This is a genomic window from Heterorhizobium halophytocola (genome assembly GCF_017873095.1).
Lineage (GTDB): Bacteria > Pseudomonadota > Alphaproteobacteria > Rhizobiales > Rhizobiaceae > Allorhizobium > Allorhizobium halophytocola.
On the sequence record NZ_JAGGJU010000018.1, the window covers coordinates 49,442 to 72,330 of the forward strand.

21 protein-coding genes are annotated in these 22,889 nt (G+C 64.4%); 14 read left to right on the forward strand and 7 right to left on the reverse strand.

The genetic code is table 11. The features are described from left to right. The first annotated feature begins 25 nt into the window (after window positions 1-25). From tssC to J2Z17_RS24345, 11 genes are read left to right on the forward strand one after another with little or no spacing between them, the layout of a single operon-like run. Window positions 26-1,420, forward strand: coding sequence for a type VI secretion system contractile sheath large subunit (tssC, locus tag J2Z17_RS24295; RefSeq protein WP_209949294.1), 1,395 nt, complete (start codon window positions 26-28; stop codon window positions 1,418-1,420). Further along, the gene (locus tag J2Z17_RS24300; RefSeq protein WP_209949296.1) at window positions 1,417-2,259 is read left to right on the forward strand and encodes a type VI secretion system accessory protein TagJ; all 843 of its coding nucleotides are present in this window, start codon (window positions 1,417-1,419) and stop codon (window positions 2,257-2,259) included. The genes tssC and J2Z17_RS24300 overlap by 4 nt, the downstream gene beginning before the upstream one ends. Continuing rightward, window positions 2,252-2,761 carry a type VI secretion system baseplate subunit TssE gene (tssE, locus tag J2Z17_RS24305; RefSeq protein ID WP_209949299.1) on the forward strand — a complete coding sequence of 170 codons (510 nt, stop codon included), beginning with the start codon at window positions 2,252-2,254 and terminating at the stop codon, window positions 2,759-2,761. The genes J2Z17_RS24300 and tssE overlap by 8 nt, the downstream gene beginning before the upstream one ends. Next, entirely contained in the window at window positions 2,754-4,532 is a 1,779-nt protein-coding gene (gene tssF, locus J2Z17_RS24310; RefSeq protein WP_209949301.1) for a type VI secretion system baseplate subunit TssF, read from the forward strand. Before tssE ends, tssF begins: the two co-directional genes overlap by 8 nt. Before the next feature lie 13 nt (window positions 4,533-4,545). Beyond that, the gene (tssG, locus tag J2Z17_RS24315; RefSeq protein WP_209949303.1) at window positions 4,546-5,547 is read left to right on the forward strand and encodes a type VI secretion system baseplate subunit TssG; all 1,002 of its coding nucleotides are present in this window, start codon (window positions 4,546-4,548) and stop codon (window positions 5,545-5,547) included. A 13-nt stretch (window positions 5,548-5,560) separates the two neighbouring features. After that, on the forward strand, window positions 5,561-6,781 hold the full coding sequence (locus J2Z17_RS24320) for an FHA domain-containing protein (protein ID WP_209949305.1): 1,221 nt from the start codon (window positions 5,561-5,563) through the stop codon (window positions 6,779-6,781). Then, window positions 6,771-8,111, forward strand: coding sequence for a type VI secretion system baseplate subunit TssK (gene tssK, locus J2Z17_RS24325; RefSeq protein ID WP_209949307.1), 1,341 nt, complete (start codon window positions 6,771-6,773; stop codon window positions 8,109-8,111). Before J2Z17_RS24320 ends, tssK begins: the two co-directional genes overlap by 11 nt. Continuing rightward, window positions 8,108-9,622, forward strand: coding sequence for a type VI secretion system protein TssL, long form (gene tssL / locus J2Z17_RS24330; RefSeq protein ID WP_209949309.1), 1,515 nt, complete (start codon window positions 8,108-8,110; stop codon window positions 9,620-9,622). Before tssK ends, tssL begins: the two co-directional genes overlap by 4 nt. Then, window positions 9,619-13,119, forward strand: a complete 3,501-nt coding sequence (tssM, locus tag J2Z17_RS24335; protein WP_209949311.1) for a type VI secretion system membrane subunit TssM — start codon at window positions 9,619-9,621, stop codon at window positions 13,117-13,119. Before tssL ends, tssM begins: the two co-directional genes overlap by 4 nt. 12 nt (window positions 13,120-13,131) lie before the next feature. Next, window positions 13,132-14,625, forward strand: coding sequence for a type VI secretion system-associated protein TagF (gene tagF, locus J2Z17_RS24340; RefSeq protein ID WP_209949313.1), 1,494 nt, complete (start codon window positions 13,132-13,134; stop codon window positions 14,623-14,625). Further along, a complete protein-coding gene (locus J2Z17_RS24345; RefSeq protein WP_209949315.1) occupies window positions 14,622-15,524 on the forward strand; it encodes a protein kinase domain-containing protein in 903 nt (300 codons plus the stop codon). The genes tagF and J2Z17_RS24345 overlap by 4 nt, the downstream gene beginning before the upstream one ends. Here J2Z17_RS24345 and J2Z17_RS24350 read toward each other — a convergent pair. The 3 genes from J2Z17_RS24350 to J2Z17_RS24360 form a co-directional block, all read right to left on the reverse strand. After that, window positions 15,521-16,654 carry a polysaccharide biosynthesis/export family protein gene (locus J2Z17_RS24350; protein WP_209949317.1) on the reverse strand — a complete coding sequence of 378 codons (1,134 nt, stop codon included), beginning with the start codon at window positions 16,652-16,654 and terminating at the stop codon, window positions 15,521-15,523. The two genes, J2Z17_RS24345 and J2Z17_RS24350, sit on opposite strands and share 4 nt — an antisense overlap. A gap of 416 nt (window positions 16,655-17,070) precedes the next feature. Next, a complete protein-coding gene (locus tag J2Z17_RS24355) occupies window positions 17,071-17,901 on the reverse strand; it encodes a PRC-barrel domain-containing protein (protein WP_209949319.1) in 831 nt (276 codons plus the stop codon). A 572-nt stretch (window positions 17,902-18,473) separates the two neighbouring features. Next, the gene (locus tag J2Z17_RS24360; RefSeq protein WP_209949321.1) at window positions 18,474-18,665 is read right to left on the reverse strand and encodes a CsbD family protein; all 192 of its coding nucleotides are present in this window, start codon (window positions 18,663-18,665) and stop codon (window positions 18,474-18,476) included. Window positions 18,666-19,170: 505 nt separating this feature from the next. Between J2Z17_RS24360 and J2Z17_RS24365 the strand changes: the two genes are divergently transcribed. After that, entirely contained in the window at window positions 19,171-19,635 is a 465-nt protein-coding gene (locus tag J2Z17_RS24365; RefSeq protein ID WP_209949323.1) for a DUF421 domain-containing protein, read from the forward strand. Window positions 19,636-19,734: 99 nt separating this feature from the next. Then, window positions 19,735-20,763 (forward strand): fatty acid desaturase, encoded by a 1,029-nt coding sequence (locus J2Z17_RS24370; protein ID WP_209949325.1) that lies wholly within the window; start codon window positions 19,735-19,737, stop codon window positions 20,761-20,763. A 109-nt stretch (window positions 20,764-20,872) separates the two neighbouring features. Here the strand turns inward: J2Z17_RS24370 and J2Z17_RS24375 are convergent, their stop codons facing one another. The 4 genes from J2Z17_RS24375 to J2Z17_RS24385 all read right to left on the reverse strand — a co-directional run bounded on the left by J2Z17_RS24375 (window position 20,873) and on the right by J2Z17_RS24385 (window position 22,098). Beyond that, window positions 20,873-21,100, reverse strand: coding sequence for a hypothetical protein (locus tag J2Z17_RS24375; RefSeq protein ID WP_209949327.1), 228 nt, complete (start codon window positions 21,098-21,100; stop codon window positions 20,873-20,875). Between the two features lie 170 nt (window positions 21,101-21,270). After that, window positions 21,271-21,519 carry a hypothetical protein gene (locus tag J2Z17_RS24380; RefSeq protein WP_209949329.1) on the reverse strand — a complete coding sequence of 83 codons (249 nt, stop codon included), beginning with the start codon at window positions 21,517-21,519 and terminating at the stop codon, window positions 21,271-21,273. Between the two features lie 87 nt (window positions 21,520-21,606). Continuing rightward, window positions 21,607-21,735 (reverse strand): hypothetical protein, encoded by a 129-nt coding sequence (locus tag J2Z17_RS25490; protein ID WP_280923406.1) that lies wholly within the window; start codon window positions 21,733-21,735, stop codon window positions 21,607-21,609. Between the two features lie 153 nt (window positions 21,736-21,888). Then, the gene (locus J2Z17_RS24385; RefSeq protein WP_209949331.1) at window positions 21,889-22,098 is read right to left on the reverse strand and encodes a cold-shock protein; all 210 of its coding nucleotides are present in this window, start codon (window positions 22,096-22,098) and stop codon (window positions 21,889-21,891) included. Window positions 22,099-22,450: 352 nt separating this feature from the next. Here J2Z17_RS24385 and J2Z17_RS24390 point away from each other — a divergent pair, with 352 nt between their 5' ends. Beyond that, a complete protein-coding gene (locus J2Z17_RS24390; protein ID WP_209949332.1) occupies window positions 22,451-22,873 on the forward strand; it encodes a CopG family transcriptional regulator in 423 nt (140 codons plus the stop codon). Window positions 22,874-22,889 lie beyond the last annotated feature (16 nt).

A 22,889-nucleotide genomic window follows, 5' to 3' on the forward strand; every position in this document is an offset into this window, starting at 1 on the left:
GAATGCTTTCTGGGGGTAATTCCAAATGACAACCGGCACCCATGCATCGGCTCGTGGCGATATCGACCGTCTGATTGCGCTGATCGATCGCAAGATCAATCGGCAGGTCAATGCTGTCCTCCACCATCCGGAATTCCAGGCGATGGAAGCGCGCTGGCGCGGCCTGGCCATGCTGGTGCGTGCCTCTTCCAGCGCCAGCGACGTCAAGATCAAGGTGCTGAGCGTCAGCTGGCACGAGCTTGCCCGCAGCATGGAGCGGGCCACCGATTTCGACCAGAGCCACCTGTTCGAGCTCGTCTACAACCGGGAGTTCGGCATGCCCGGCGGCGAGCCGATCGGCATGATGATCGGCGACTACGAATTCGAGACCAAGGCCGACAGCGGCGTCGATCCGATCGGCACCCTGACCCAGGTGGCCATGGTGGCGGCCGCCGCCTTCTGCCCGTTTGTCGGCGCCGCCTCGCCGCGGGTGCTCGGCCTTGCCGACTACGGCGAACTGGCGCGCGTGCAGGATCTGCTCGGCGTGCGCCAGGATAAATCCTATCTGCGCTGGCTCAGCCTCAGGAACCGCGACGATGCCCGCTTCATCGGCCTTGTCGCGCCGCGCGTCCTGATGCGGCCGCCGCACGAGGCCTATTCCCGCCACCGCCAGGACGGCTTTCCGTTTCGCGAGGAAATCGGCGAAAAGGGCGATACGCTTCTCTGGGGCAACGGCGCCTTTGCCTTTGCGCTCGTGGTCATCCGCAATTTCCTCGAAAGCGGCTGGTTTGCCGATATCCGCGGCGTCACCCAGGACGAGATCGATGGCGGCATGCTGTCCACCGACGAATTGCCGCCGCTCGATTTCGGCATCGAGAGCGAGGGCCTGTCCAGCCAGCCGCCGGTCGAAGCCCGGCTGACGAAGCGGCAGGAAGAGCAGTTCTCCGAACTCGGCGTCATCCCGGTCTCCTCCACCTATATGTCCTCCTCGGCGATCTTCAACGCCAACCAGTCGCTGCACGCGCCGGCCCACTACGCGACCGAAAGTGCCCGCCAGAACGCCCGGCTGGCCGCGATGCTGCAATATGTGCTCTGCGCCTCCCGCTTCTCGCATTATCTGAAGGTGATCATGCGCGACGACATCGGCCAGCTGTCGACCGCCCCGCAGATCCAGCGAAAGCTGGAAGACTGGCTGTCGAAATACACCCTCGGCAACGAGGACGCCGAGATATCGCTGAGAGCGCGCTATCCGCTGCGCTCTGCCGGCGTCAGCGTCTTCGAGGCGCCCGGCAAGCCCGGCACCTACAATTGTACCGTCCGCCTGCAACCGCATTTCCAGCTGGACGATGTTTCCACGAGCTTCCACCTGATCGCCGAGACGCCCGCCAATGGCGGCGCGGCAGACGCGGGTGGAGCCGACCGCAAGAGGATATCCGCATGACCGACGCCCCCACCCCCGCCGAACTGCTGGAAAACGATGCCCTGCCCGAAGCGCTGGCGCTCGCCCAGGAGCGCGTCAAGCTGAAGCCGGGCGACAGGGACGCCCGCAATCTCTATATCGACCTGCTGATCCTGTCGGGCGATTTCGCCCGCGCCGACACGCAGTGCAATCTCGCCTCCACCTTTTCGCCGGAGGATGTCGTCGGCTTCGGCATGATGCGCCGGCAACTGCGCGGCATCGCGGCACGCGAGGCGTGGTTTGCAGAGGCCGCCGTGCCGGCCTTTCCGGGCGGCCCCTCCGAACTGGACCAGCTGGCGATCAGGATAGGCATCGCCCTGCAGAGCGGCGATGGCGCAGAGACGAGGGCGCTGATCGAGGAGCTGGACGAGAGGCGCGGCGAACAGCCGATGGTGTGGAACGGCAATCCCGTTGGCGATATCCGCGACCTCGACGACCGCATCCCGCATGCGCTTGAAGTGTTGACGAACGGCGGCGCCTATCTGTGGATCGACTATGCCAAGATCGCAGCGCTGAGCCTTGCGCCGATGCGCCGGCCGCGCGACCTCGCCTTCCGGGAAGCGGAACTCAGCCTGCTTGACGGCTCCTCCGCCACGGTTCTGATCCCGGCACTCTATCCCGCGCGCAAGGACGACACGCCGAGCCTGCGCCTCGGTCGCGAGACCGACTTCAGCGAGGCTCCCGGCGGTCTGACGATCGGCCACGGCCAGCGCTGCCTGCTGGCGGGCGACGACGCCATGCCCTTCCACGAACTGACCAGCCTTGCCTGCGCCGATGCAAAGGCTGCGGCCGGGGGTGGCAGGAAGGCCGCCAATGGTTGATCCGCTCGACCGGTTCCGCCCGCGCGAACGGGTCGTCTCGCGCTCGGTCCTCGACCGGCTGCTCGACGATTCGCCCGATCTCGACGCCGATCCGCAGCTGCCGCTGTCTGAGCAGGTGCGCGAGATGCGCGAGATCATTCGCCGCGACATCGAGGCCCTGTTGAACACGAGGCGGCGGCCGGTTGCACCGCCCAAGGCCTATGCCGACCTGAGCGATGCGCTGGTCTCCTACGGCGTCGACGGCTTCGTCGCGGCCAGTCTCGTGTCGGACGAATCCAAGCAGCGCCTCGCCCGCAACATCGAGCGCCGCATCGCCCTGTTCGAGACCCGGCTTCGCGACGTCCAGGTGTCGATCCTAAAGAACAACGGCCAGGGCGAACGGTCGCTGCGGATGCGCATCCGCGGCAGCTTCCGGCTGCATGAGGGCATGCCGCCGGTCAGCTTCGAATCGCGCATCGACCCGTCGACCCAGTCCTTCCTGGTGGAGGCATCCGATGGCTGAGGGTTTTCTCGAGCGCTATAACGAGGAACTGCATGCGCTGCGCCGCCGCGCGACGCGGTTTGCAGAGGCCTTCCCCAAGATCGCCGGGCGGCTGCGGATGTCCGGCGCCGAGGCCGACGATCCGCATGTCGAGCGGCTGGTGCAGAGCTTTGCCTATTCCGCCGCGCGCATCCGCCAGAAGCTGGACGACGAATTCCCCGAGCTCACCGACAGCCTGCTCGAAACCCTCTATCCGCATTTTCTGGCGCCACTGCCGTCGATGAGCATCGTCCGCTTCACGCCGAGCGCCCAGCTGGCGGCCGTCCAGACGGTGCCGCGTCACAGCGAGATCCTCGCCGAGCCGGTCAACGGCGAGACCTGCCGGTTCCGCACCACGCAGGCGACCGAGGTCTCGCCGATCGAGATTGCGTCAGCCGCCCTCGCCTCGCAGCCGATCGATGCGCCGCTGCTGCCCGGGGGCGGCGTTGCCAGCTGCCTCAGGGTGTCGCTTCGACTGTCGGCGATACGCCCGCAGAGTTTCTCCGATATCGGGCTGAAAAGCCTGAAATTCTTCATCGGTTCCAGCTGGCAGCAGGCGACCGCGCTGCATGAGCTGTTGACCAATCATTGCGTCGGACTGGCCCTTGCCCGCCACGCGCAGGATGCCAACGCGGTCTTCCTGCCGGCAGCCTGCCTGAAGGCCAGCGGCTTTGCCAATGACGAGGCCATGCTGCCCTATCCGCCGACAAGCTTCGAGGGTTACCGGCTGCTCACCGAATTCTTCGCGCTGCCGCAGAAATTCCTGTTTCTCGATATCGACGGGCTCGACCGCTGGCCCGGTGGCGACTGCGAACTCTACATCTACCTAGACGAGAGCAATGCCAAGCTTGAACGCAGCGTCTCGGCCAGTGACTTCGTGCTCAACGCAACGCCGGTGATCAACCTGTTCCGGCAGACCTGCGAACCGATCTCGATCGACGGCAGCAGCACCGAATACCGTCTGGTCCCCGATGGCCGCCGCCATCAGACCCGCGAGGTGCATCGCATCGAGACGGTCCGCCTGACGACCCGAAACGGCCGCGAGGAACTGGCGCAGCCGTTTTTCGGCCGCCCGTCGATTGCCGGCGGCAAGGTCCAGTGGCAGGGGCAGCGCCGGTTCGACGATGACGACGGCACCTCCGACACGAACATCGCCTTTGTCGATCGCGAGCGCGGCCCGCTCGGTCCCCTCGACATGGTCGCCAGCGTCGACACGCTCTGCCTCAACCGCAACCTGCCGGAACAGCTGCCCTTCGGCGGCGGCCATCCGCGCCTGCAACTGGCCTCTGGAAGCGATGCGGTCGACACTCTCGTGGCTCTCATTCCGCCGACGCCGTCGGTCCGGCTCAACCAGCGCAGCCACCGCGAATGGCGTCTCGTATCGCATCTGCTGCTCAACCACCTGTCGCTGTTCGACAATGGCGGCAATGCCTTCAAGGACCTGATGGCCCTCTACGCGTTCCGCGACGCGCCCGAGACGCGACGGCTCACCGAGGCGATCAGCCGGATCGAGGCAAAGGCGTCCCATGCCCTGATCGGTCAGGCCATGGTGCCGGGCACCGATGTCACGATGGAATTCGACCCCGCCGTGATCGATCGGCCCGCGGCCTATCTGTTCGGCAGCGTGCTCGATCATTTCCTCGGGCTCTATACCTCGATCAACACCTTCACCCGGCTGACCGTGACCATGCGCGGCCAGTCCAGCGCCGTGCTGCGGCGGCCCGCAAGAGCGGCCCGCCGGCCGCTCGTATGAAGGGGGAGAGACGATGAAACATGAAGATCTCTCGGGCGAAGCAGCGCTTGCAAGCCTGTTGGCGGAGGATCCGGGCCGGTTCGAGCCGACCACCGCCTACCGGATCGCCCAGACGCTGGCAGGCGACGACGCGCTGCAGAGAATGCCGCATATCGACGTGCGCCCGGCCGCCCTCCCCGTCAGCGGCTTCCGCCGCCGTGGCGACAAGGTCGAGCTACGCTCCACCTTTTCCGCCCTTGTCGGCGCGCTCGGCTCGCTGCCGCCGGGCTACAACGATCTGATCCTGAAGGAAGAACGCAACCGTTCCCACGGCCTGTCGAGCTTCATTGCCCTGTTTGCCGAACGCTTTGCCGACCTGTTCGTCGCCGCCGGCGAGAAATACCGGATTGCCAGACGCATCCGCTGGCAGCCGCGCGCGCAGGGAAACACGTTTGCCAGGGTCCTCCTGTCGCTGACGGGCTTCGGCACGGCCAACCTGACCGAGACAAGCAATGTCGAGGAAGAGACGCTGCTTCGCTATGCCGGTCACTTTGCCAACCGCACCCGCAATGCCGTCAACCTGGAGGCACTGCTTTCGGATTTCACCGGCTTGCCGATCGCGGTCTCGATGTTCCAGCCCCGCTGGATCACCATTCCCGAGCGTGAACGCAGCCGCATGGGCGGGCTCGGCGCCCCGAGGCTCGGCGTCGACAGCGTCGCCGGTCAGGCCGTTCGCGATCTTGGCAGCGGCTTTCGCCTCGTCGTCGGACCGGTCGGCTACGACGATTATCTGACGCTCTCGCCCGGGACCGAACGCATGCGCGAGATCTGCGCCCTGGCGCGGCTGTTCGTCGGGTCGGGCCTGCAGTTCGATGTGCAGGTCGTGCTGCGCAAGACAGAGATTCCGCTGAGCCGGATGTCCGGGCCGCAATCGACGCGGCTCGGCTGGAACAGCTGGGCACGCGTGGCACCGGCCGCCGAGGACAGCGGCGAAGCCGTGGTCCGCGAGAGCCAGGCGCTGGCGGTGGTTGGATGACGGGAGGGACGGCATGAAACTCGAACTCCGCTACCAGGACGAGACCGGTGCGAGGGGGCCCGCGCCCTTCGTGCTGGAACACGGCAAGCGTACGCTCGGCCGCTCCCGGGACTGCGACTGGCAGGTCGATGTCGACGACCGTCGGATTTCCAAGGTCCATTGCGTGATCCAGCGGGTGCGCGACGGCTACGAGCTTGTCGACAGGAGTGCCAACGGCACCCGCATAGACGGCCGCATACTTGAGGAGGGTCAGGGCGCCCGGCTGACCGACGGCTGCACGATCGCGCTCGGTGCACGCAACCTGACGGCGCGGATCTCCGGCGAACAGTCGGAAGAGATGCCGGATCCCGCGCCGTCGCTGCGTGTCTCCGACGAAACGCTGACGATTTCCTCCATCCTGGCGGACGTCGCGCCGGGCGGCCAGATGGCCCGCGGCATTCTCGGCCGCAAGGATGGCGACGACAGTCCGGGCGGCGTCAGGGACACCGGCCGCAAGCGTGGCGGCATTTCGCGCCAGGTCCAGGTCGGCTGGGACAGCCCGCCGGTCCCCGGCGCCGGCGATGCCGTGCTGCCCGAAAACTGGTTCGAGGACGAGGACGCCGGCAGCCGCACCGAACATGTCGAGGCCACCCGCGCCTCCGTTGCGATAGCCCGCCCCGCCGGGCGGAAGAAGGCCGTGCTAGACGACTTCGAGGATGTGTTCCCCGACGAGCCGGAGCCGCAGGCATCCCCGGCCGCGGCTGTCACGGGCCCCACCTCCGCGGCAACTGCCGCCCAAGTTGCGGCACCGGACCTCGGGCGCCTGAAGGTCGCCGTTTCGGCCCTGGAGCGCGCAAGCGAGGATGTCTTCGCCCTGCTGTCGATGGAACGGTCCGAAGACAGGCAGTCCGGCGCGCAGTCGGCCGAGGATCGGCTGGCCGCACGGATCGAGACCCTCACGCGTGATCAGCAGGCCTTTGCCGGCCTGCTCGAGACGATGCTGCGCGAGGCTACACGACGGCTGGAACCGCGCATCATCGAGGCGCGGCTGGAGGCCTCCGGCAATCCGCTGAAGCGCCTGTTCAGGCCGAACCACTGGGACTCCTACAAGGCCCAGTTCGACAGCGCCGGCGAGACGATGAACGTCACACGATTTCTACAGCAGGCAGCCCATGGCGCGCTTCCCGATCCCGAGGAAGCCGACCGGCGGGCGCAATCCGACATGACAGGGAAAAAATCCTCCGATGAAACATGAGAACCGTGTGGCCTGGAGCGAGGGCATGTTCCTCCGGGTCCAGCATTTCCAGCAGGCAGACCGTTGGACCGAGCGCCTGGTCGGCGCAACGGCGCGGGCACTGACCCCCTATCCCTGGGGCGTCGCCGAATTCGGCATCGACCGCAGCGCGCTTGCCATCGGCAAGTTCGGCCTGACCAGCCTGCAGGGATTGCTGCCCGACGGCACGGTGATCGACGCCCCGGAAGGCGCCGACCTGCCGGCCGCGATCGATCTGGAGGAAAGCGTCAAGAATGCCACCGTCTACCTCGCCCTTCCCGCGCGGCGGCCGGGCAAGGCCGACATCGCCATGGAAGCGGCCAATGCCGGTCGCGGCGCGCGCATGCTGGCGGCCGAATACGAAGCGCCCGACGCCAATGTCGATACCGACTTCATGGCGCAGATCTCGGTCGGCCGGCTCAATCTGAAGCTGCTGACCTCGGGCGATGATCTGAGCGGCTACGAGCTGATCGCCGTCGCCCGGATCGTCGAGGTACGATCCGACCGCGCCGTGGTGATCGACGAGAACTTCATCGCCCCGTCGCTCAATTGCGCGGCAAGCCGCCGGCTTGCCGAACTGCTGACCGAGCTGCTCGGCATCGTGCGCCACCGCGCCGATGCGGTCGCCCAGCGGATCGGCGACCCTTCGATCCGCGGCACCGCCGAGGTCGGCGACTATCTGCTGCTGCAGATCCTCAATCGTGCCGATCCGCTGCTGCACCATCTGTCGGCCAATGCGACCCGCATCCACCCGATCGTGTTCTACGAGCACTGCCTGCAGCTTGCAGGGGAACTGGCGACCTTTACCGACGACACCAAGCGGCCTGACCCGTTTCCCGCCTACCAGCATGACGACCTGAAGGCGACGTTTGCCGCGGTATTCGACAGCCTGCGCACCTCGCTGTCTGCCGTGCTGGAACAGACGGCCATCCAGATCGACCTTGCCGAACGGCGCCACGGCGTGCGGGTCGGCACGATCAACGATCGCAGCCTGCTACAGGATGCCGGCTTCGTGCTTGCCGTGCGCGCCGACATGTCGGCGGAAGACGTGCGCCGCAGCTTCCCGTCGCAGATCAAGGTCGGCCCGGTTGAGCGCATCGCCGAACTCGTCAACGTGGCGCTGCCGGGCATTCCCGTCCGGCCGCTGCCCGTGCTGCCGCGCCAGCTGCCCTACCGCTCCGGCACGATCTATTTCGAACTCGACACCAAAACCCCGCTTTGGAAGCAGCTTGAGACCTCGGGCGCGATCGCCCTGCACCTTGCAGGCGAGTTCCCCGGGCTCGAGATGGAACTATGGGCCCTCAGAGAATGACGAAAGAACGGTCTTCATCCTTGCAGGACGAACCGACGGTGGTGGAAGTCACCGAGGAAACGCGCAAGCGCGCCCAGTCCGATCGCAAGATCGCCGAACTGCTCGACGACGTCATGGATGCGCGCGAGCCGGAGCGCACCGCCTCCGGCTTCTCCATCGAGGCGATGATCGCCGGCTTCGGGCTTGATAACAGCGAGGTGCCGGTCCTGGTCGGCGCCGCCACCCCCCTGCTCTATCTGGCGCATATCCTCAGGCACAATGACGGCGAACCCGATCCGGAAGAGCTGCGACGGGTCTCCTTTGCCGCGGTCAAGCGCTATGAGCGGGACCTCGCGTCTGCGCAGATCAGCCCGGAGCGCTCGCGCGCCGCGCATTATGTCATCTGCGCCACGGTCGACGACGTCGTCCTGAGCAAGGCCTGGGGCGTGCGCGCCGGCTGGGCGCGTTCCGGCCTGGTATCCACCTTCCACAACGATGTCACCGGTGGCGACCGGGTGTTCGACCTGCTCGATCACTTTCATCAGTCGCCCGGCGCCAACAAGGATCTGCTGCTGCTGATCTATCTGTCCCTGTCGCTCGCCTTCGAGGGGCGCACGCGGGTCTCCCCCCGTGGGGCGCTGGAACTGTCACGGATCCGGGACAGCCTCTACAAGACCCTGCTTGGCCAGTACGGGGTGTTCGAACGGGAACTGTCGCCGCATTGGCAAGGGGTGAAGGCCAAGCACAAGCCGCTGAAGACGGTGGTGGCCCTCTGGACCTTCCTGTCGATCCTCGCGCTGATCCTCGCCTTCGGCTATCTCTTCTTCACGCTGTCGCTCAACGGCGTCTCGGACAAGACCTATGAACGGCTGGCAGCATTGCCGCCGCACGAAACACCGAGCGTGCATATCGAAGCGCCGCCGAAGGACACGAAAGTCCCCGTCGAGATAGTGAAGAAGCCGCAAACACCGCCGCCGAGGGTGGAAGCGCCGGCGAAACCGTCGCGGCTGGACAATCTGCTCGCCTTCCTGCAGCCGGAAGTGCAGCGCAAGCTCGTCAGCCTCTCCGACGCCAATGGCAAGCTGAAGATCCGGATCAACAATTCCGGCCTGTTCGATACTGGCAGTGCGGTCGTCAAGGACGACTTTCACGACCTGCTCGACAGGATCGGCGGCGCGCTGGCGGCCGACAAGTTCCGCGCGCTGGTCACCGGTTACACGGACAATGTGCCGATCAAGACGGCGCAATTCCCTTCCAACTGGCACCTCTCCGAGGCGAGAGCCAAGGCCGTCGGCGAGATCCTCTCGCAGTTCACCGGCACCGACGCCATCCTGACGGAAGGCCGCGCCGACAGCGACCCGATCGCCAGCAATGACACGCCCGAAGGACGGGAAATGAACAGACGTACCGAAATCCTGGTTCTGACCAACCCGGACGAGATCCTCAGCAAATACGGCATCGACCCCGTCACCATCCAGAACAGCCAGACGGGCGGTGATGCAAAACCGGCAACGGAGGGCGGTAACCAGTGAACCCGCTCAGTTATTTCTATTCTATACGGTCCTATGTCGACAGCTATGCCGGCATCCTCGGCCGCCGTTTCCTGACCCTGATCTGGGCGGTGGCCCTGTGTGTCGTCATCTGGCTCTACGGCTATCTGATCGGCTACGGAACCTTCAAGCCGCTGCAGAGCGTGACCGCCCGGCTGATCGCCATCGCGGTCATCCTTCTGGTCTGGGCCATCTACATGGTGGTCTCGACGCTGCGGGCCCGCAAACAGGACAAGGAACTCGTCCAGAGCATCGAGCAGGAGGCGCTCGCCAACCAGGCGGCGGAAGTGGGCGAGATCCACACGCGCCTGAAGGAAGCGCTGGCGCTGCTGCGGCGCGTGACGCGCAAGCGTTTCGGCTATATTTACGACCTGCCCTGGTATGTGATCTTCGGTGCGCCCGGGTCGGGCAAGACGACCGCGCTTGCCAATTCCGGCCTGAAGTTTCCACTCGGCGAAGCCCTTGGCAGCAATGGCGTCAAGGGCGTCGGCGGCACCAGAAACTGCAACTGGTGGTTCGCCGAGGAAGCGATCCTGATCGACACGGCCGGGCGCTATACCACGCAGGACGATATCGGCGGCGCCGCCAAGGCCGGCTGGGAAGGCTTTCTCGGCCTGCTGCGGCGATACAGGCGTTCGCAGCCGATCAACGGCGCGCTGGTGACGTTGTCGGTCGGCGACCTGATGAGCCGCGATCCCGAGGCGCAGCGCGAGGAATTGCGCGCGATCCGCCAGCGCCTGTCGGAACTCGACGAGTTTCTCGGCGCCCGGGTCCCCGTCTACGTCATCCTGACCAAGGCAGACCTGCTGCCCGGCTTCGTCGAATTCTTCGACGGTTTCAGCAAGACAGACCGCGAACAGGTCTGGGGCACGACCTTCAAGCTCGACGAAAGCTACAAGGCGGAAGACCTGCCCGGACGCTTCGAGGAGGAGTTCGCGCTCCTGCAGCAGCGGGTCAATTCGATGCTGCTCGAACGGCTGCAGCAGGAACAGGACGCCGAGCTGCGCGGACGCATCTTCCGCTTCCCGGCCGAGCTGTCGCGCCTGCGCGAAATGCTGACCGAGAGCCTGTCGGAACTGTCGGCCGGCTCCCAGCTGCTGGAAGCGCCGCTGATCCGCGGCGTCTACTTCGCCTCCGGCACCCAGGTCGACGCATTCGTGCCCGAGGCGACCGCCGGGCGCCAGCGACGGAGCTATTTCCTGACAAGGCTGTTCCGCGAGGTGATCTTCAACGAGGCGGCCCTGGTGTCGCGGGATCGCCGCCTGTCGTCGCGTCAGATGCTGCTGCGGCGTCTCGCCTACGGCACCGGCGTCACCGTGCTGGCGCTGATCTTTGCGTCCTGGGTGGTCACCTATGTGCAGAACAACCGCGCGCTGGCGGCGGCCGAACAGCATATCGATGCCTATGAGAACCTGGCCCAGGATATCCGCGTGCGCGACGTCTCGGATTCCGATTTCCTGCGCATCCTGCCGGCGCTCGACAACCTGCAGGCGGTCAACACCGATTTCGACCGGAAGGGCATCCTGAATGTCGGCTTCGGGCTCGACCAGCGGGACAAGATCGCCTCGCGCCAGATGGTCGCCTATCACAAGGCGCTCGACAGCCTGCTTCTGCCGCGGATGATCGTCCAGCTGCAGAAGGACATGAAGGCGACCAATGACGTCACCCGCACATTCAACGCGCTGAAACTCTACGGCATGCTGGGTGGGCTCGGACCCGTCGACCGCGACTTCGTCGGCTACCAGGCCCGCACGATGTTCGAACGGCTCTATCCGGGCGCCGGTCGCGAGGTGGCGCGCGCGGAACTGACCGCCCATGCCGAGGCGCTGGCAAGCCAGTCCACCCTGCCGGCGGTCGATCTCGACCCCTATCTGCTCGACAAGGCCCGCAAGACGATCGCCGACGAAAGCGTCGCCAATCGTGCCTTCGATATCCTGGCCGGGTCCGGACGCGCCGCGGATCTTCCCGGCTGGAACGGCAGTGCCGCCTTCGGCCCGCTCGGTGAAAAGGTGTTCGAACGCATTTCCGGCGCGCCGCTGCAGCAGGGGCTTTCAGGGATATTCACCGCGAACGGCTACCGCGATGTCGTCCTGCCCGACATCATGCAGGCCTCGCGCACCGCGCTTTCGGAGGAATGGGTGCGCGGCTCCGACGATCGCCTGATCGGCCAGACGGTCGACCAGGTGGCAAGCGCTGCCCTCGACATCTATTTCGACCGGTTCGAGAAGAGCTGGGCAGGCCTGTTGAGCGACATCAGGGTGAAGCCGTCGAACTCGATCACCGATGCGGCCGAGACGACCCGTATCCTGTCGAACGACCGGAATGTCGTCGGGCTCGCCGCACGCTCGATCGCCGAAGCGACGGATCTCAGACTGTCGGCCACCGGGGATCTGGCAAGCCTCGGAGATGCCGCAACCAGCGATACGGTGACGACACTGCTGGCATCGACGGTCACCGCGCCCGATCCCTATGGCAAGCTGCGCGCGGCACTCGAGGCGCCGACCGGTGCAACGGCTGCGCCTTCCACCTCCGACGGCGACGAAGAGGCGGACGCGAATGCCTCGCAGGTCGACGCGCTGTTGCCGAAGCTCGGAAAGCTGCATGACCAGCTGTCGCGCGCGTCGACATCGGCTGCGGAAATCGTCAAGATCTTCGATGTCGACAGCCAGCTTACGGAAGCGAACGAGGACCTGCTGCAGGCGGCCCGCACCCTGCCCGGACCGCTCGACATCTGGATCGCCGGGGTTTCGGCCGATATCGGCTCGCTCGCGGTAAAGTCCGCCCGTGCCGGCATCAACAGCCAGTGGACGGCGGACGGGGCGAGCCTTTGCGAAAGCATCGTGCCCGGCCGCTATCCCTTCGACCGCCAGTCGACGCGCGACGTGGCGATGAGCGACTTCGTCCGGCTGTTCGGTCCCGAGGGCGTGTTCCGCAGCTTCTTCGACAGCCATCTGGCACCCTTCGTCGACAAGACCCAGTCGCCCTGGCGATGGAAGGGCGCGTTCGGCGCCAAGGGCGAGCAGAGTGCGGCGCTGGCGCAGTTCGAAAACGCCGACAAGATCACCCGCGCCTTCTTCCCCAATGGCAGCACCGATCCTTCGGTCAGCATCAACATCAAGCCGGTGTCGCTCTCCGATCGCTCGAATGCCGTCATGCTGGAGATCGAGGGCGAACGGGTGGTCTATTTCCACGGCCCGATCCAGGCGAAGTCGATCAACTGGCCGGCGCAGTCGCCGGTCAACCTGTCGCGCATCGCCTTCCAGCCGGGCGGATGGCAGAAGGCGGATACGGAAAGTGGCGACTGGTCGCCCTTCCGCCTGTTCGACAATGCCACGATCACCCGCAAGGGCCAGGATCTGTTCCGCGCCACCTTCGACGGCGGCGGACAGAAGGCGGAGTTCGATGTGCAGTTCGGCACCGTGCTCAACCCGTTCCAGCTGCCGGCCATGGCGAATTTCGCCTGCCCTGCCAATTTCTGAGTGGCAGGGCAGATGAAGGCAACGAAGCAGATCAGCGGCGCGGAGGCCGACAAGCTCGGCTTTTTCGGCAAGTTGCCGAGCCGCGGGGATTTCATCTCCGACGCGCTGGAGCGTGACCTGATAGAGGTGGTCGACGGCTGGCTGCAGGACGGCATGCAGGCCGCAGCCAGCCATTTCGGTCCACGCTGGAGCCAGGTCTTCACCCGGTCGCCGCCTTGGCGCTTCATCGTCGAGAAGCGTGTGTGGGGGCCCTGCACCTATGCCGGCGTGATCATTCCAAGCCGCGACCGGGTCGGTCGCGACTATCCGCTGCTGATGATCGCCAAGCTGCACGGCTTCGACGATCATCCCCGCACGCTCTACGGCGACCTGCCGTGGTTCACCGCCGTCGAGGGGCTGGCGGAAAGCTCTCGGGCGCGCGACTTCGACCTCGATCACTTCATCGAGCAGGTGCGGCGGCTACGGCTACCCAGACCCGCCGACGACGAACGGGCCGGCGAAGCAACCGGCCAGGAGCCGACCAGCCTGATCTGGTGCATCGAACCGGACACGGGCCGCCCGCGCGGCATCCGGGTCAAGGGCTCGCTCGGTGCGAACGACTTTCTCCGATTGTTTCAGGATGCCGAGGGCGAGAAGGAAAAGCAGGCCGCTGACGATCTGGGCGCAGCGGCAAGGGACGGGCCTGCCGCGAAACCGGCCCGAGACGCCCGGGCCGGCGGGCCAACAAGGCCTCTCCGCGATCCCCCTGATACCTCAGCGCCACCGCAAGCCCCGGCCCGGCCAAAGCCTCCGGCTGCGCTGCGCTTCAGCCAGGCTTCGCATCCCGGCACCCAGAAAACGACGAATGCCGATTGCGTCTTTGCCAGCGAAGCCTGCGGCGTGTTTGCGGTAATCGACGGCATCGGCGACGGCGCCAAGGCGGTCGAGGCGGCCCATCTGATTGCCGGCACGCTCGGCGGCGTCGCCCCGGCCGAAAATGCGGACCAGGTGCTGCGCGACATCCGCGGCAAGCTCGGCACCGCCAACAGCCTGCTGCTACCGCGCACCGGCGCCGAGGAGAACGACCGGCAGCCGGCGGCAAGCATTGTGGTGGTGAGCCTGAAAGACGGTGAATTCCAGCTTCTCTGGGCGGGGGATGCCCGCGCCTACCTGATCGAGCATGGCACGATGCGGCCGCTCACCCGCGACCATGTCGGGGTCGGTATCCGGCCGATCCGGCAACGCGGGGTCGGGCTGGAAGCCCAGTTTCGCGCCGAGACGGTCGAGGGCTTGGTCACGCCCGAAGGCCGCCTGCTGCTCTGCAGCCAGCCGCTGGTCAAAAGCCTCGGCGAAAGGGCGATCGCCGAGATCCTGATCGACACGCCGCTCGACAAGGCCGCCGCACGCCTTGTCCAGGAGGCGCTGATTGCCGACGTCCGAGACAATGTCACGGCCGTGGTGATCGGCCATGAGGCGCTGCACGATGCCGCAGGTCGGCAAGATGCGGGCGGGGACGGCAGGTCTTGAACGGCGAAGGCAAAGAGCGCGACGCGGCGCTCGCCGGTGCTTTCGCAGACCTCTGGTCTGTCATCCGTGCATCGGCCGGCAGCCCTTCCGACCAGCGCCGGATGATTGAGCGTGTCCGCGACGCTTTCGACCGCGCATCGGCAAGGCTGAGCGAACAGCCGGGGGGATTGATCGCCGGCACCTTCCGTCTTGAACAGATGCTGCATCTCGGAACAGACCATGAAATCCTGAAGGTCCGCCAGCGCGATACCGGCGAAATTTTCGTCCTGAAGGCGCCGAGGGCCGACCGCGCAAGTGAGCAGCATCTGCGCGACCGCCTGGCACGCGAGGCGCAGATTGCCAGTCTGCTGGCGTCCGACGATCTCGTGACCGCGCTGCTTCAATTGCGGCTCGATGACGGGAGACCCGCCCTTGTCAGCCGCTGGCGCGGCGTCGCCTTGTCCGGCCTCGCGGCCGATCCGCCGATCCCGCTGCAGATCGTCCGCTCGCTGATCGACAACCTGCTCTCCGGCCTGAAAACGCTCCATGCGGCAGGTCTCGTGCATTCGGACATCTCGCCCGCCAACCTGCTGCTCGGCGAGGACGGCCGGTTGCGGATCGCCGATTTCGGGCTGTGGTTGGCGCAGGGCGAAAGCCACGCCGCGCTTGGTATCACCGATGCCGGAACGCCGGGTTTCCGCGCGCCGGAACAGACGGCAGAGGCGCCCGCCGACCCTGCCCGTGACATCCATGCCGCCGGACAGGTGATCGCCTGGCTGGTCGAACGCCAGTCTTTGGAGGCGCCGGACCTTGTAGATCTGGCCTCCCGGATGACGCAAAAAGAGCCCGGCCTGCGTGTGACGGCGGGCCAGGCTCTGAAGCATCTGCGAAGCGGCAGCCCCGAAGGGCCGCCTCGTTAGAGCGAAGGCGCGGGTGCCGCGGCCGTCGGCGCGCTCTTCTGGTAGATCGTGAACAGCTTGGCGTAGTCGACCAGCGGCGCATTGGTCGCGTAGAGCACGTCGTCCTTCTGCATCTGGAACAGCTGCATCAGCGCGATGCTGGAAGCCTTGCGCATGTTGACGTGATAGATGACCGGACGCATCTGCAGGGTGGTTGCCGTCGGCGTCTTGTCGTTGACGGCCGCCGGTACCGGCACCTTGATATATTGGTTGCGGAAGACATAGACATTGCCGGCATCGGCGCGATCGTCGAGCAGGCCCCCGGCCCGGCCGACGGCCTGGGCGAGCGACAGCTTTCCGACCTCGAACTGGATCTCGCCGGCGCTCTTGAACGCGCCGAGCGCGGTAAAGGTCGAGGCGCCGCCTTCGACCATCACCTGGTCGTCCGGCTGCAGATAGATGTTCTGCCGGTCCTCGTTCATCACGCGCGACAGCGAGGCGGTTGCACGGCGCTTGCCGCGCACGATGGTGACGTCGACGGCATCGGGCTTGCCGGACGCACCGCCGGCCTGGGCGATCGCGTCCATCACCTTTTCATGCTTGGCCGTCAGCGGGATCTTGCCGGGCGCGTTCACCGCGCCGCTGACGATGACGGCGCTGCTGGGCTTGTCGACGATGGTGACGACGGCCTGCGGATTGACCGATGTGCCCTTCAGGCCGCTGACGATCTGCCGTTCCAGCCCGGTCGGCGTCGATTCGGCCACCCGCTGGCGACCGACGAAGGGCATGCTGACAAAACCCTTCTGGTCGACGGTAAAGCGGCCGAGATTGAGCGTCTTGCTGTTGGTCGAGGCGAACAGGCCGTCCTCGCCGGTGTCGAGCACCGTCACGTCGATCACGTCGCCCGGGCGCAGCCGCTCGCTGTTATAGGCACCGCCGCCCAGCGCGCTGAGGCCGGCTCCAAGATCCGAAGGGGTCGGCGCAAAGGCGCTCGCAGCACCCGACGGCGCGTCGGCGAGCTCGATGACGGGAATCTTCTGTCCGCCGCCCGGCAAATGCGCGGACTGAATGCTCCCGTTCGACGGGCCATCGGCCGGTCGACATCCGGCGGCGGCGAGCGCCACCAAGAGCAAAGGAGCAAGTCTGCGCATCAACGCCTCCGAAGAATCTCTGAAATTGAGTACATGGCTACCTATTTAACGCTGTTTGAGCAAAGCTTTATGAAGGCCGGCGCGCGCATTCTGCCCCGCAAATGCAATCTCTCTCGCGGGTGTTGCAACATGACAACGCCAGGCGGCACCAACCCCTTGAATATTCGGGGGTATCGAGACGAGAATGCCCCTCTGCCGCCGCCAATCACCCCGGCAAATCCAGCGCAAGCGTAGGCGCCCCATTTGGCCGGAGGATTTCTGATGCATGTGCGTAAGGGGCATTCTGTCGATGGAGGAGGAGCCGCGCGCCGGGTTACAGCTCAAAGCCGGTCCCATGTTCCCCAAACGAAAATGCCTGCGCAGCTGATGGCTTGCGCAGGCACGTCTTATCGCGGCTTAAGGGTAGCCGTCAGGTATCAGCCTTCGTCGTAGGCCGGCTGTGCCTTCAGCGTCTCTTCGGTCGAGTCGATGTAAACGCGAACGTCATCGCCCTTCTCGTCGCGCATGATTGCCACTTCGCTGAGATCGACGGCAATGCGGTGTTCGCCCATGCCGAGGAAACCGCCAATGTCCATGACGAGCTGCTTGACGGAACCGTCGTCATTCAGGATCAGCTTTTCGACTTCGCCGATGTCTTCATCCTTCGCGCCGTAGACCTTGGCACCGGTCAGGTTTTCCGAGGTCAGTTCGGTGGTCTCCGCATCGCGATAGCCATCGCGCTTGACGTCCGGACGCACCATCGCGGTACCGTCTGCAGAGGCGGCAGGTGCCGTCATGCCGGCATCGGTCTTCGTCGTTGTCGTGGCATCGCCCTTTTCTGCCGGAGCCTCATAGGCCGGGGCGTCCGTCAGCATCTGCTTGTTGGCATTGACGACGAGGAAATAATCGTCGGCCTCGTCGCCGTCCTTGACGAACTTGACGCTTTCCATCGGAATGGCGACGTCCTTTTCACCGATACCGAGGAAACCGCCAACGCCGAGAATGACGGCCTTGACGGCACCATCGCGGCTCAGGATCACATCATTGACCTCACCGATGTCGTCCCAGTCCTTGTTGGCATCCGCTGCCACGACCTTATCGGTGGCGATCTCGCTTTCGGTCGCGTAGATCCGCATTCCGATAAAATCGGAAGCCTGGATGTCGGTGGCCTGCTGTTCGTACATCGTCATCGGGGCCATATTGGCCGCATAGGCGTTGCCGCCCAGAAGAACCAGCGTCAAGGCAGTGGTGGTAAGAAACTTATTCATGGAATCTCCTTGGAAAAAGATGGGCTCTGTCGCCGTCGCTGTACGGAGATGATTACAGCGGCAAGTTTCGCGGCTCGCAATCGAGCTGCTAGAGCATTGTGAACTCCGTACGACCTAACCTTTTCAGGCATGGATTGGTTCCGAACCCTATGTAATGTCCGGATCTTTTACGTGTTATTGTCTGCAGACTTGGAAAAGGAGCCGGACTTCCGCGGTCCTTTACCAAACGCCAGGCAACTCTGGCCCCTGTCGCCGGCTGCAAGAGGTGAAGAGCCGACTGCGATTCCCGGTTTCCAGCAGAACAAGGCGACCATCAGGACGATGCCGGCCAGCCTCAGAGCGGCGGGAAAAACTGGAAAGCATCGGACTAGGCTGTAGGGATTTTGAGACGCGGGCTGTTGGAGGTCGTCGCCCAGGAGGGGGCGTGTCCCTCAGAAAGGGATGACGAACCGAACGGCGTAGATCAGACTGCGCCATGGTGCGCTGAGGATGATCGGGCGAGACAGCCGCCTGTCTAAAACAGAAGAACGAAAACGCCCGCAGCCGTTGGGCTGCGGGCGCATGACATGCAATCAGGCCTTGTCGACGACCTTCTTGACGGCCTCTTTGGCGTCGCCCTTGGCCTGCTGGGCATCGCCCTTGGCTTCCTGGGCGGCACCCTTTGCCTTCATCGAATCGTCGTTCATGGCTTCGCCGACGCCCTGACGCGCCTTGCCGGCGATTTCGTTGGCTTTACCGGAAGCTTTGTCTGCCGTGCTACCCATGGGAATTCTCCTTTTTGGAAACATGATTGCTTCTGATCGGACAACGGGCGGTTGCGGCATTCGTTCCTGCCGCCGCGAAAGATCCGCGCCGCATGCAAAGCCGCCATTCGTCAATCCGAAGGCTTTGCCTTGTCGAACAGCGGCTTGCGCGCGACGACATGCAGCGCACCCGCAAAAAGCAGGAAGGCCAGCATGCCGTCCATCACCAGCGCGGTAAAATCGATCTTTGAGAGGGCACTGGTCAGCGCGTCGAAAAGATGCCGTTCCGGAACCGCCGCGCTCCCCCAGGCACGGCGGAAAGGGTCAGCAGCAGTGCCGAGAGTTCAAAGATCGACAACATCACCGGTCCTCGTCGATCTGGCAGTCGACCGTTGCAGCCGATTTGACATGCCTCGCAGCCGCCCCTTGGCACCCGACAAGGCGACGGCCTGCCAAAAGAGTTTGAGATGCGCTGGACCTTTCCGGTTCGCTCTAACGTTTTCGATGGAAAGGCTGGAGGTCGCACATGATATTTGATACATGGCTGGGCGTCGCGCGCATCCTCATCATCGGAACGGCGGCATATCTGTCCCTCGTCCTGATGCTGCGGATTTCCGGCAAACGGACACTGTCGAAACTCAATGCTTTCGATCTCGTCGTGACCGTTGCACTCGGGTCTGTGCTCGCCACCGTGATTTTGAGCCGATCGGTGCCCCTTGTGGAAGGGATTACCGCCCTTGCCCTGCTCATTGCTCTGCAATTCATCATCACGTGGATGTCCGTTCGGGTTGGGTGGTTCGGGGACCTCGTCAAGAGCGAGCCGACGGTCGTATTCAGCAAAGGCGCCTATGTTCGCAGCGCGATGCGCAAACAAAGACTGACCGAAGGCGAAATCCTGGCAGCAATCCGCAGTTCGGGCCATCGAAGGGAAGAGACAGTGGATGCGGTGATACTGGAAACCGACGGTTCGCTGAGTGTCCTGACGCAATGAGCGACGCCCCTGTCCTGTTCCGGTGTGGACCGGAAAAGCCGCAACCCGCTCCGAACCGGCATCAGAATGCCGGTCGCAAATGAAAGATACCAAACCACGATGGAAACCATGATACCGCCAGGTACACCAGACGGTGTCGGCGAGAAGGCCTGGCTGAAAATCCTGTCGGGCTATCGAACGCCGGACCGTCGACGCAGTGTGCGGGAGCTCGCCGTCACCCTTACGGGTTTCGTGCTGTGTTGGATCGCCTGCTGGGCCGCCGCCCATTATGGCTACTGGTTCGGCCTGATCCTCGTTGTTCCGGCAGCGGGCTTCCTGCTGAGGCTGTTCATGCTGCAACACGATTGCGGCCACGGCGCGTTTTTCGGCCGGCGGCGGTGGGACGACTGGACGGGCCGCGCCATCGGCGTCCTCACGCTCACTCCCTACGACTACTGGCGACGCGCCCATGCCGAACACCATGCATCGGCTGGGAACCTGGACGAGCGCGGTGTAGGCGACATCACCACGCTGACGCTGAACGAATATCGCACGCGCTCGCCGCGCGGACGGCTGGGCTACCGGCTTTACCGGCACCCCCTTGTCATGTTCGGCCTCGGCCCGGCCTTCCTGTTCCTGCTCAAGCAGAGGCTTCCGTTCGGCATGATGCGATCCGGCGCTCTGCCCTGGATCTCCACCATGGCAACCAATGCCGCGCTCGCCCTCCTCGGCGCCGCGCTCATCTGGTGGCTTGGCATCGTGCCCTTTCTTGCCGTGCACCTGCCGATCGTGCTGCTGGCAGCATCCGCCGGCGTCTGGTTGTTTTACGTCCAGCACCAGTTCGAGGAAACGCATTGGTCGAAGCCGCCGGAATGGCAGTTTCCCCATGCCGCCATGCACGGCGCCTCCCATTACGATCTGCCGGCACCACTGCGGTGGATCACCGGCAATATCGGCATGCACCACATCCACCACCTCTCCAGCCGCGTGCCGTTCTATCGGTTGCCGGAGGTGCTGCGCGATCACCCGGCCTTGGCCGACATGGGCCGCATCACCCTTCGCCAAAGCCTTGGATGCGTGAAGCTCGTTCTTTGGGACGAGAAGGCAAAGCGCCTGATCTCGCTGCGAGAGGCCGAAGCACAACCGTGAAGGCACAGATCGGCATCCCCTGACCCGGACCTATTCCGTTGGCGGCTTAAGACGGCAGGAGTTCGGGGGCAGGGTCGCACGCCTGTCGGCGACGGTCGGCCATGCGCCATCACGGTGCCGGGACTGTCGGGCGCATCGAGAACGGACACCCCGTCGCGGTCAGGGACATGGATTTAGCCGATGACAAAAACGCGCAGCGAAGCCGGGCGACCGTACGGCCTTCATCGACAAGCAAAAACAGAGACGGCGCGGCAACGTCGATCAGGGCGATGCAGTTGCCGAAGACATCGTGGATCCAGCGGACGATATTGATCTTGGGGCAGCCACCGGCGAGCAATCGAGCAGTTGCTGATCGAGCCTGTCGCGGGGGCGAAACATCTGCCTGTGCTGGGCGAACAGGACCGGAGCCTTTTAACGTTAGCCTTTGAGGTGCCGAACCCGAAAGATCGTCATGGCCGTTCCGGCTTGCCGCCCGATGCCGCTTTGCGGATCATCGTCGGGACGCCGTCAAAGGCTGCTTCGGGCAAGCGGATATTCGGGGGCGTCGTAGAGTCTGCGGATCTGGGTGTCATCGAAACGGACCTCCTCCACTTCCAGAATGGAGCCGCGCAGCTTGTTGCTTGCCATTTGTTCGATCGCAAAGCGCAGCGCTTCTGCCACCGTATCGAATCGCTTGTAGCGCGGGCCTCCGGCAGCGCCTTTTGCCGTCTTGCCGGCATAAAGGCCGGCCCCTGTCATATAATCGAACTGTGCCATGGATTTCTCTCCTGTGGGTCATGGGATTGCCGATCCCCACACCGCAATGAAGACCTCGATGGTTCGGGGCTCGTGAACTTTCGGACCCTATTTCTTCTTCGACATGCCGATAATGTTGCCGCCGGCAGGTTTGACCTGCGTGCCCGCTGCGGGCGGGCAAAAATCGTGGCCAATACGCCAGTCCCGGATGATCCGGATTGCGTCAAGATTGCGCAACGGCGCCCTTCCCGGTCGCCGCGCCGGTGGGGAATTTCACCCTGCAAGCCGGCGTTACGCAAACAAAAAAGGCCGGGCGTGAACCCGACCTCTCAGCGCCACCCGGTTCCACACTGCCAGTACATCCGTGGTCAGCGGGAACGAGCGACAAATTCAAGCCGCCTGGAGATTGTCCGCGGCATTCTTGCCGGAGCGGCTGTCAGCGACGATGTCGAAGCGCACTTTCTGTCCGTCGGCGAGCTGCTGCATGCCGGCGCGCTCGACCGCGGAGATGTGGACGAAAACGTCCGATCCCCCATCATCGTTTTCGATAAAGCCGAAGCCCTTGGCGCTATTGAAGAATTTTACAGTACCGGTGTTCATGACGATGTCCTTTCACAGCAATCGTGGTTGCCGCGAGGGGTCGCGGCGTTGGATCGATTTTTTGAGAGGAAATCCGAAAGGAGCTTTGGGCTCTGGACCGACGTCACAAGCAATGGTCGATAGCATTGATATAAGATCAATTTCTGATTTTACAAGGGCGCCACATTTCCTGTGTTGCAAGGGACCGCAAAGAAGATGACCTGCAGCCCCGCGCCACCGATGGGGGCTGCCCGCCAAAGCCCCTGCTCGCATATGGCCATCGAGACATATCCTCTTACCCGAAGAAAACACCGGCCTTCTCTTGCAGACCGCAATTTACCATCCATATAACATCCATACGGATGGAGAACAGATGGTGACAGACCCTTCAGGCAAGAGGCGTGACAAAGTGAGCGATACGGAAAAGCTCACCATCAATCTCGGCTACGTGGATCTCGGGCGCATAGATCTCCTGGTTCAGGAAGGCTTTTATTCCAACCGCAGTGATTTCATCCGCACGGCGATCCGAAACCAGCTCTCTACCGAGGGCGAGGCGGTCAGGCAGTCGGTCGTCCGCCAGACGCTCGAACTGGGGCTGCGCGATTACGACAGGGCTGAACTGGAGGCCGTCAAGGCGGCCGGCGAGAAGCTTCAGATCAAGGTGGTCGGGCTTGTGCGCATTGCATCCGATGTCACGCCGGAACTTGCCCTGGCGACAATCGCATCCATCACCGTGCTCGGAGCCCTTCAGGCCGGCAGGGACGTGAAATCGGCGCTGGCCGACCGCATTCTCTAGGGTATGTCCGGGAAAG

Bases quoted from the DNA above. Each gene is read 5' to 3' on its own strand.
- J2Z17_RS24350 (WP_209949317.1), bottom strand. From the start codon at position 16,654: ATGCGCAGACTTGCTCCTTTGCTCTTGGTGGCGCTCGCCGCCGCCGGA.
- tssF (WP_209949301.1), top strand. From the start codon at position 2,754: ATGGCTGAGGGTTTTCTCGAGCGCTATAACGAGGAACTGCATGCGCTG.
- tagF (WP_209949313.1), top strand. From the start codon at position 13,132: ATGAAGGCAACGAAGCAGATCAGCGGCGCGGAGGCCGACAAGCTCGGC.
- J2Z17_RS24300 (WP_209949296.1), top strand. From the start codon at position 1,417: ATGACCGACGCCCCCACCCCCGCCGAACTGCTGGAAAACGATGCCCTG.
- J2Z17_RS24370 (WP_209949325.1), top strand. From the start codon at position 19,735: ATGGAAACCATGATACCGCCAGGTACACCAGACGGTGTCGGCGAGAAG.
- J2Z17_RS24365 (WP_209949323.1), top strand. From the start codon at position 19,171: ATGATATTTGATACATGGCTGGGCGTCGCGCGCATCCTCATCATCGGA.
- J2Z17_RS24390 (WP_209949332.1), top strand. From the start codon at position 22,451: ATGGTGACAGACCCTTCAGGCAAGAGGCGTGACAAAGTGAGCGATACG.
- J2Z17_RS24320 (WP_209949305.1), top strand. From the start codon at position 5,561: ATGAAACTCGAACTCCGCTACCAGGACGAGACCGGTGCGAGGGGGCCC.
- tssC (WP_209949294.1), top strand. From the start codon at position 26: ATGACAACCGGCACCCATGCATCGGCTCGTGGCGATATCGACCGTCTG.
- J2Z17_RS24385 (WP_209949331.1), bottom strand. From the start codon at position 22,098: ATGAACACCGGTACTGTAAAATTCTTCAATAGCGCCAAGGGCTTCGGC.
- tssG (WP_209949303.1), top strand. From the start codon at position 4,546: ATGAAACATGAAGATCTCTCGGGCGAAGCAGCGCTTGCAAGCCTGTTG.
- tssL (WP_209949309.1), top strand. From the start codon at position 8,108: ATGACGAAAGAACGGTCTTCATCCTTGCAGGACGAACCGACGGTGGTG.
- tssE (WP_209949299.1), top strand. From the start codon at position 2,252: ATGGTTGATCCGCTCGACCGGTTCCGCCCGCGCGAACGGGTCGTCTCG.
- J2Z17_RS24380 (WP_209949329.1), bottom strand. From the start codon at position 21,519: ATGGCACAGTTCGATTATATGACAGGGGCCGGCCTTTATGCCGGCAAG.
- tssK (WP_209949307.1), top strand. From the start codon at position 6,771: ATGAAACATGAGAACCGTGTGGCCTGGAGCGAGGGCATGTTCCTCCGG.
- J2Z17_RS24355 (WP_209949319.1), bottom strand. From the start codon at position 17,901: ATGAATAAGTTTCTTACCACCACTGCCTTGACGCTGGTTCTTCTGGGC.
- J2Z17_RS24360 (WP_209949321.1), bottom strand. From the start codon at position 18,665: ATGGGTAGCACGGCAGACAAAGCTTCCGGTAAAGCCAACGAAATCGCC.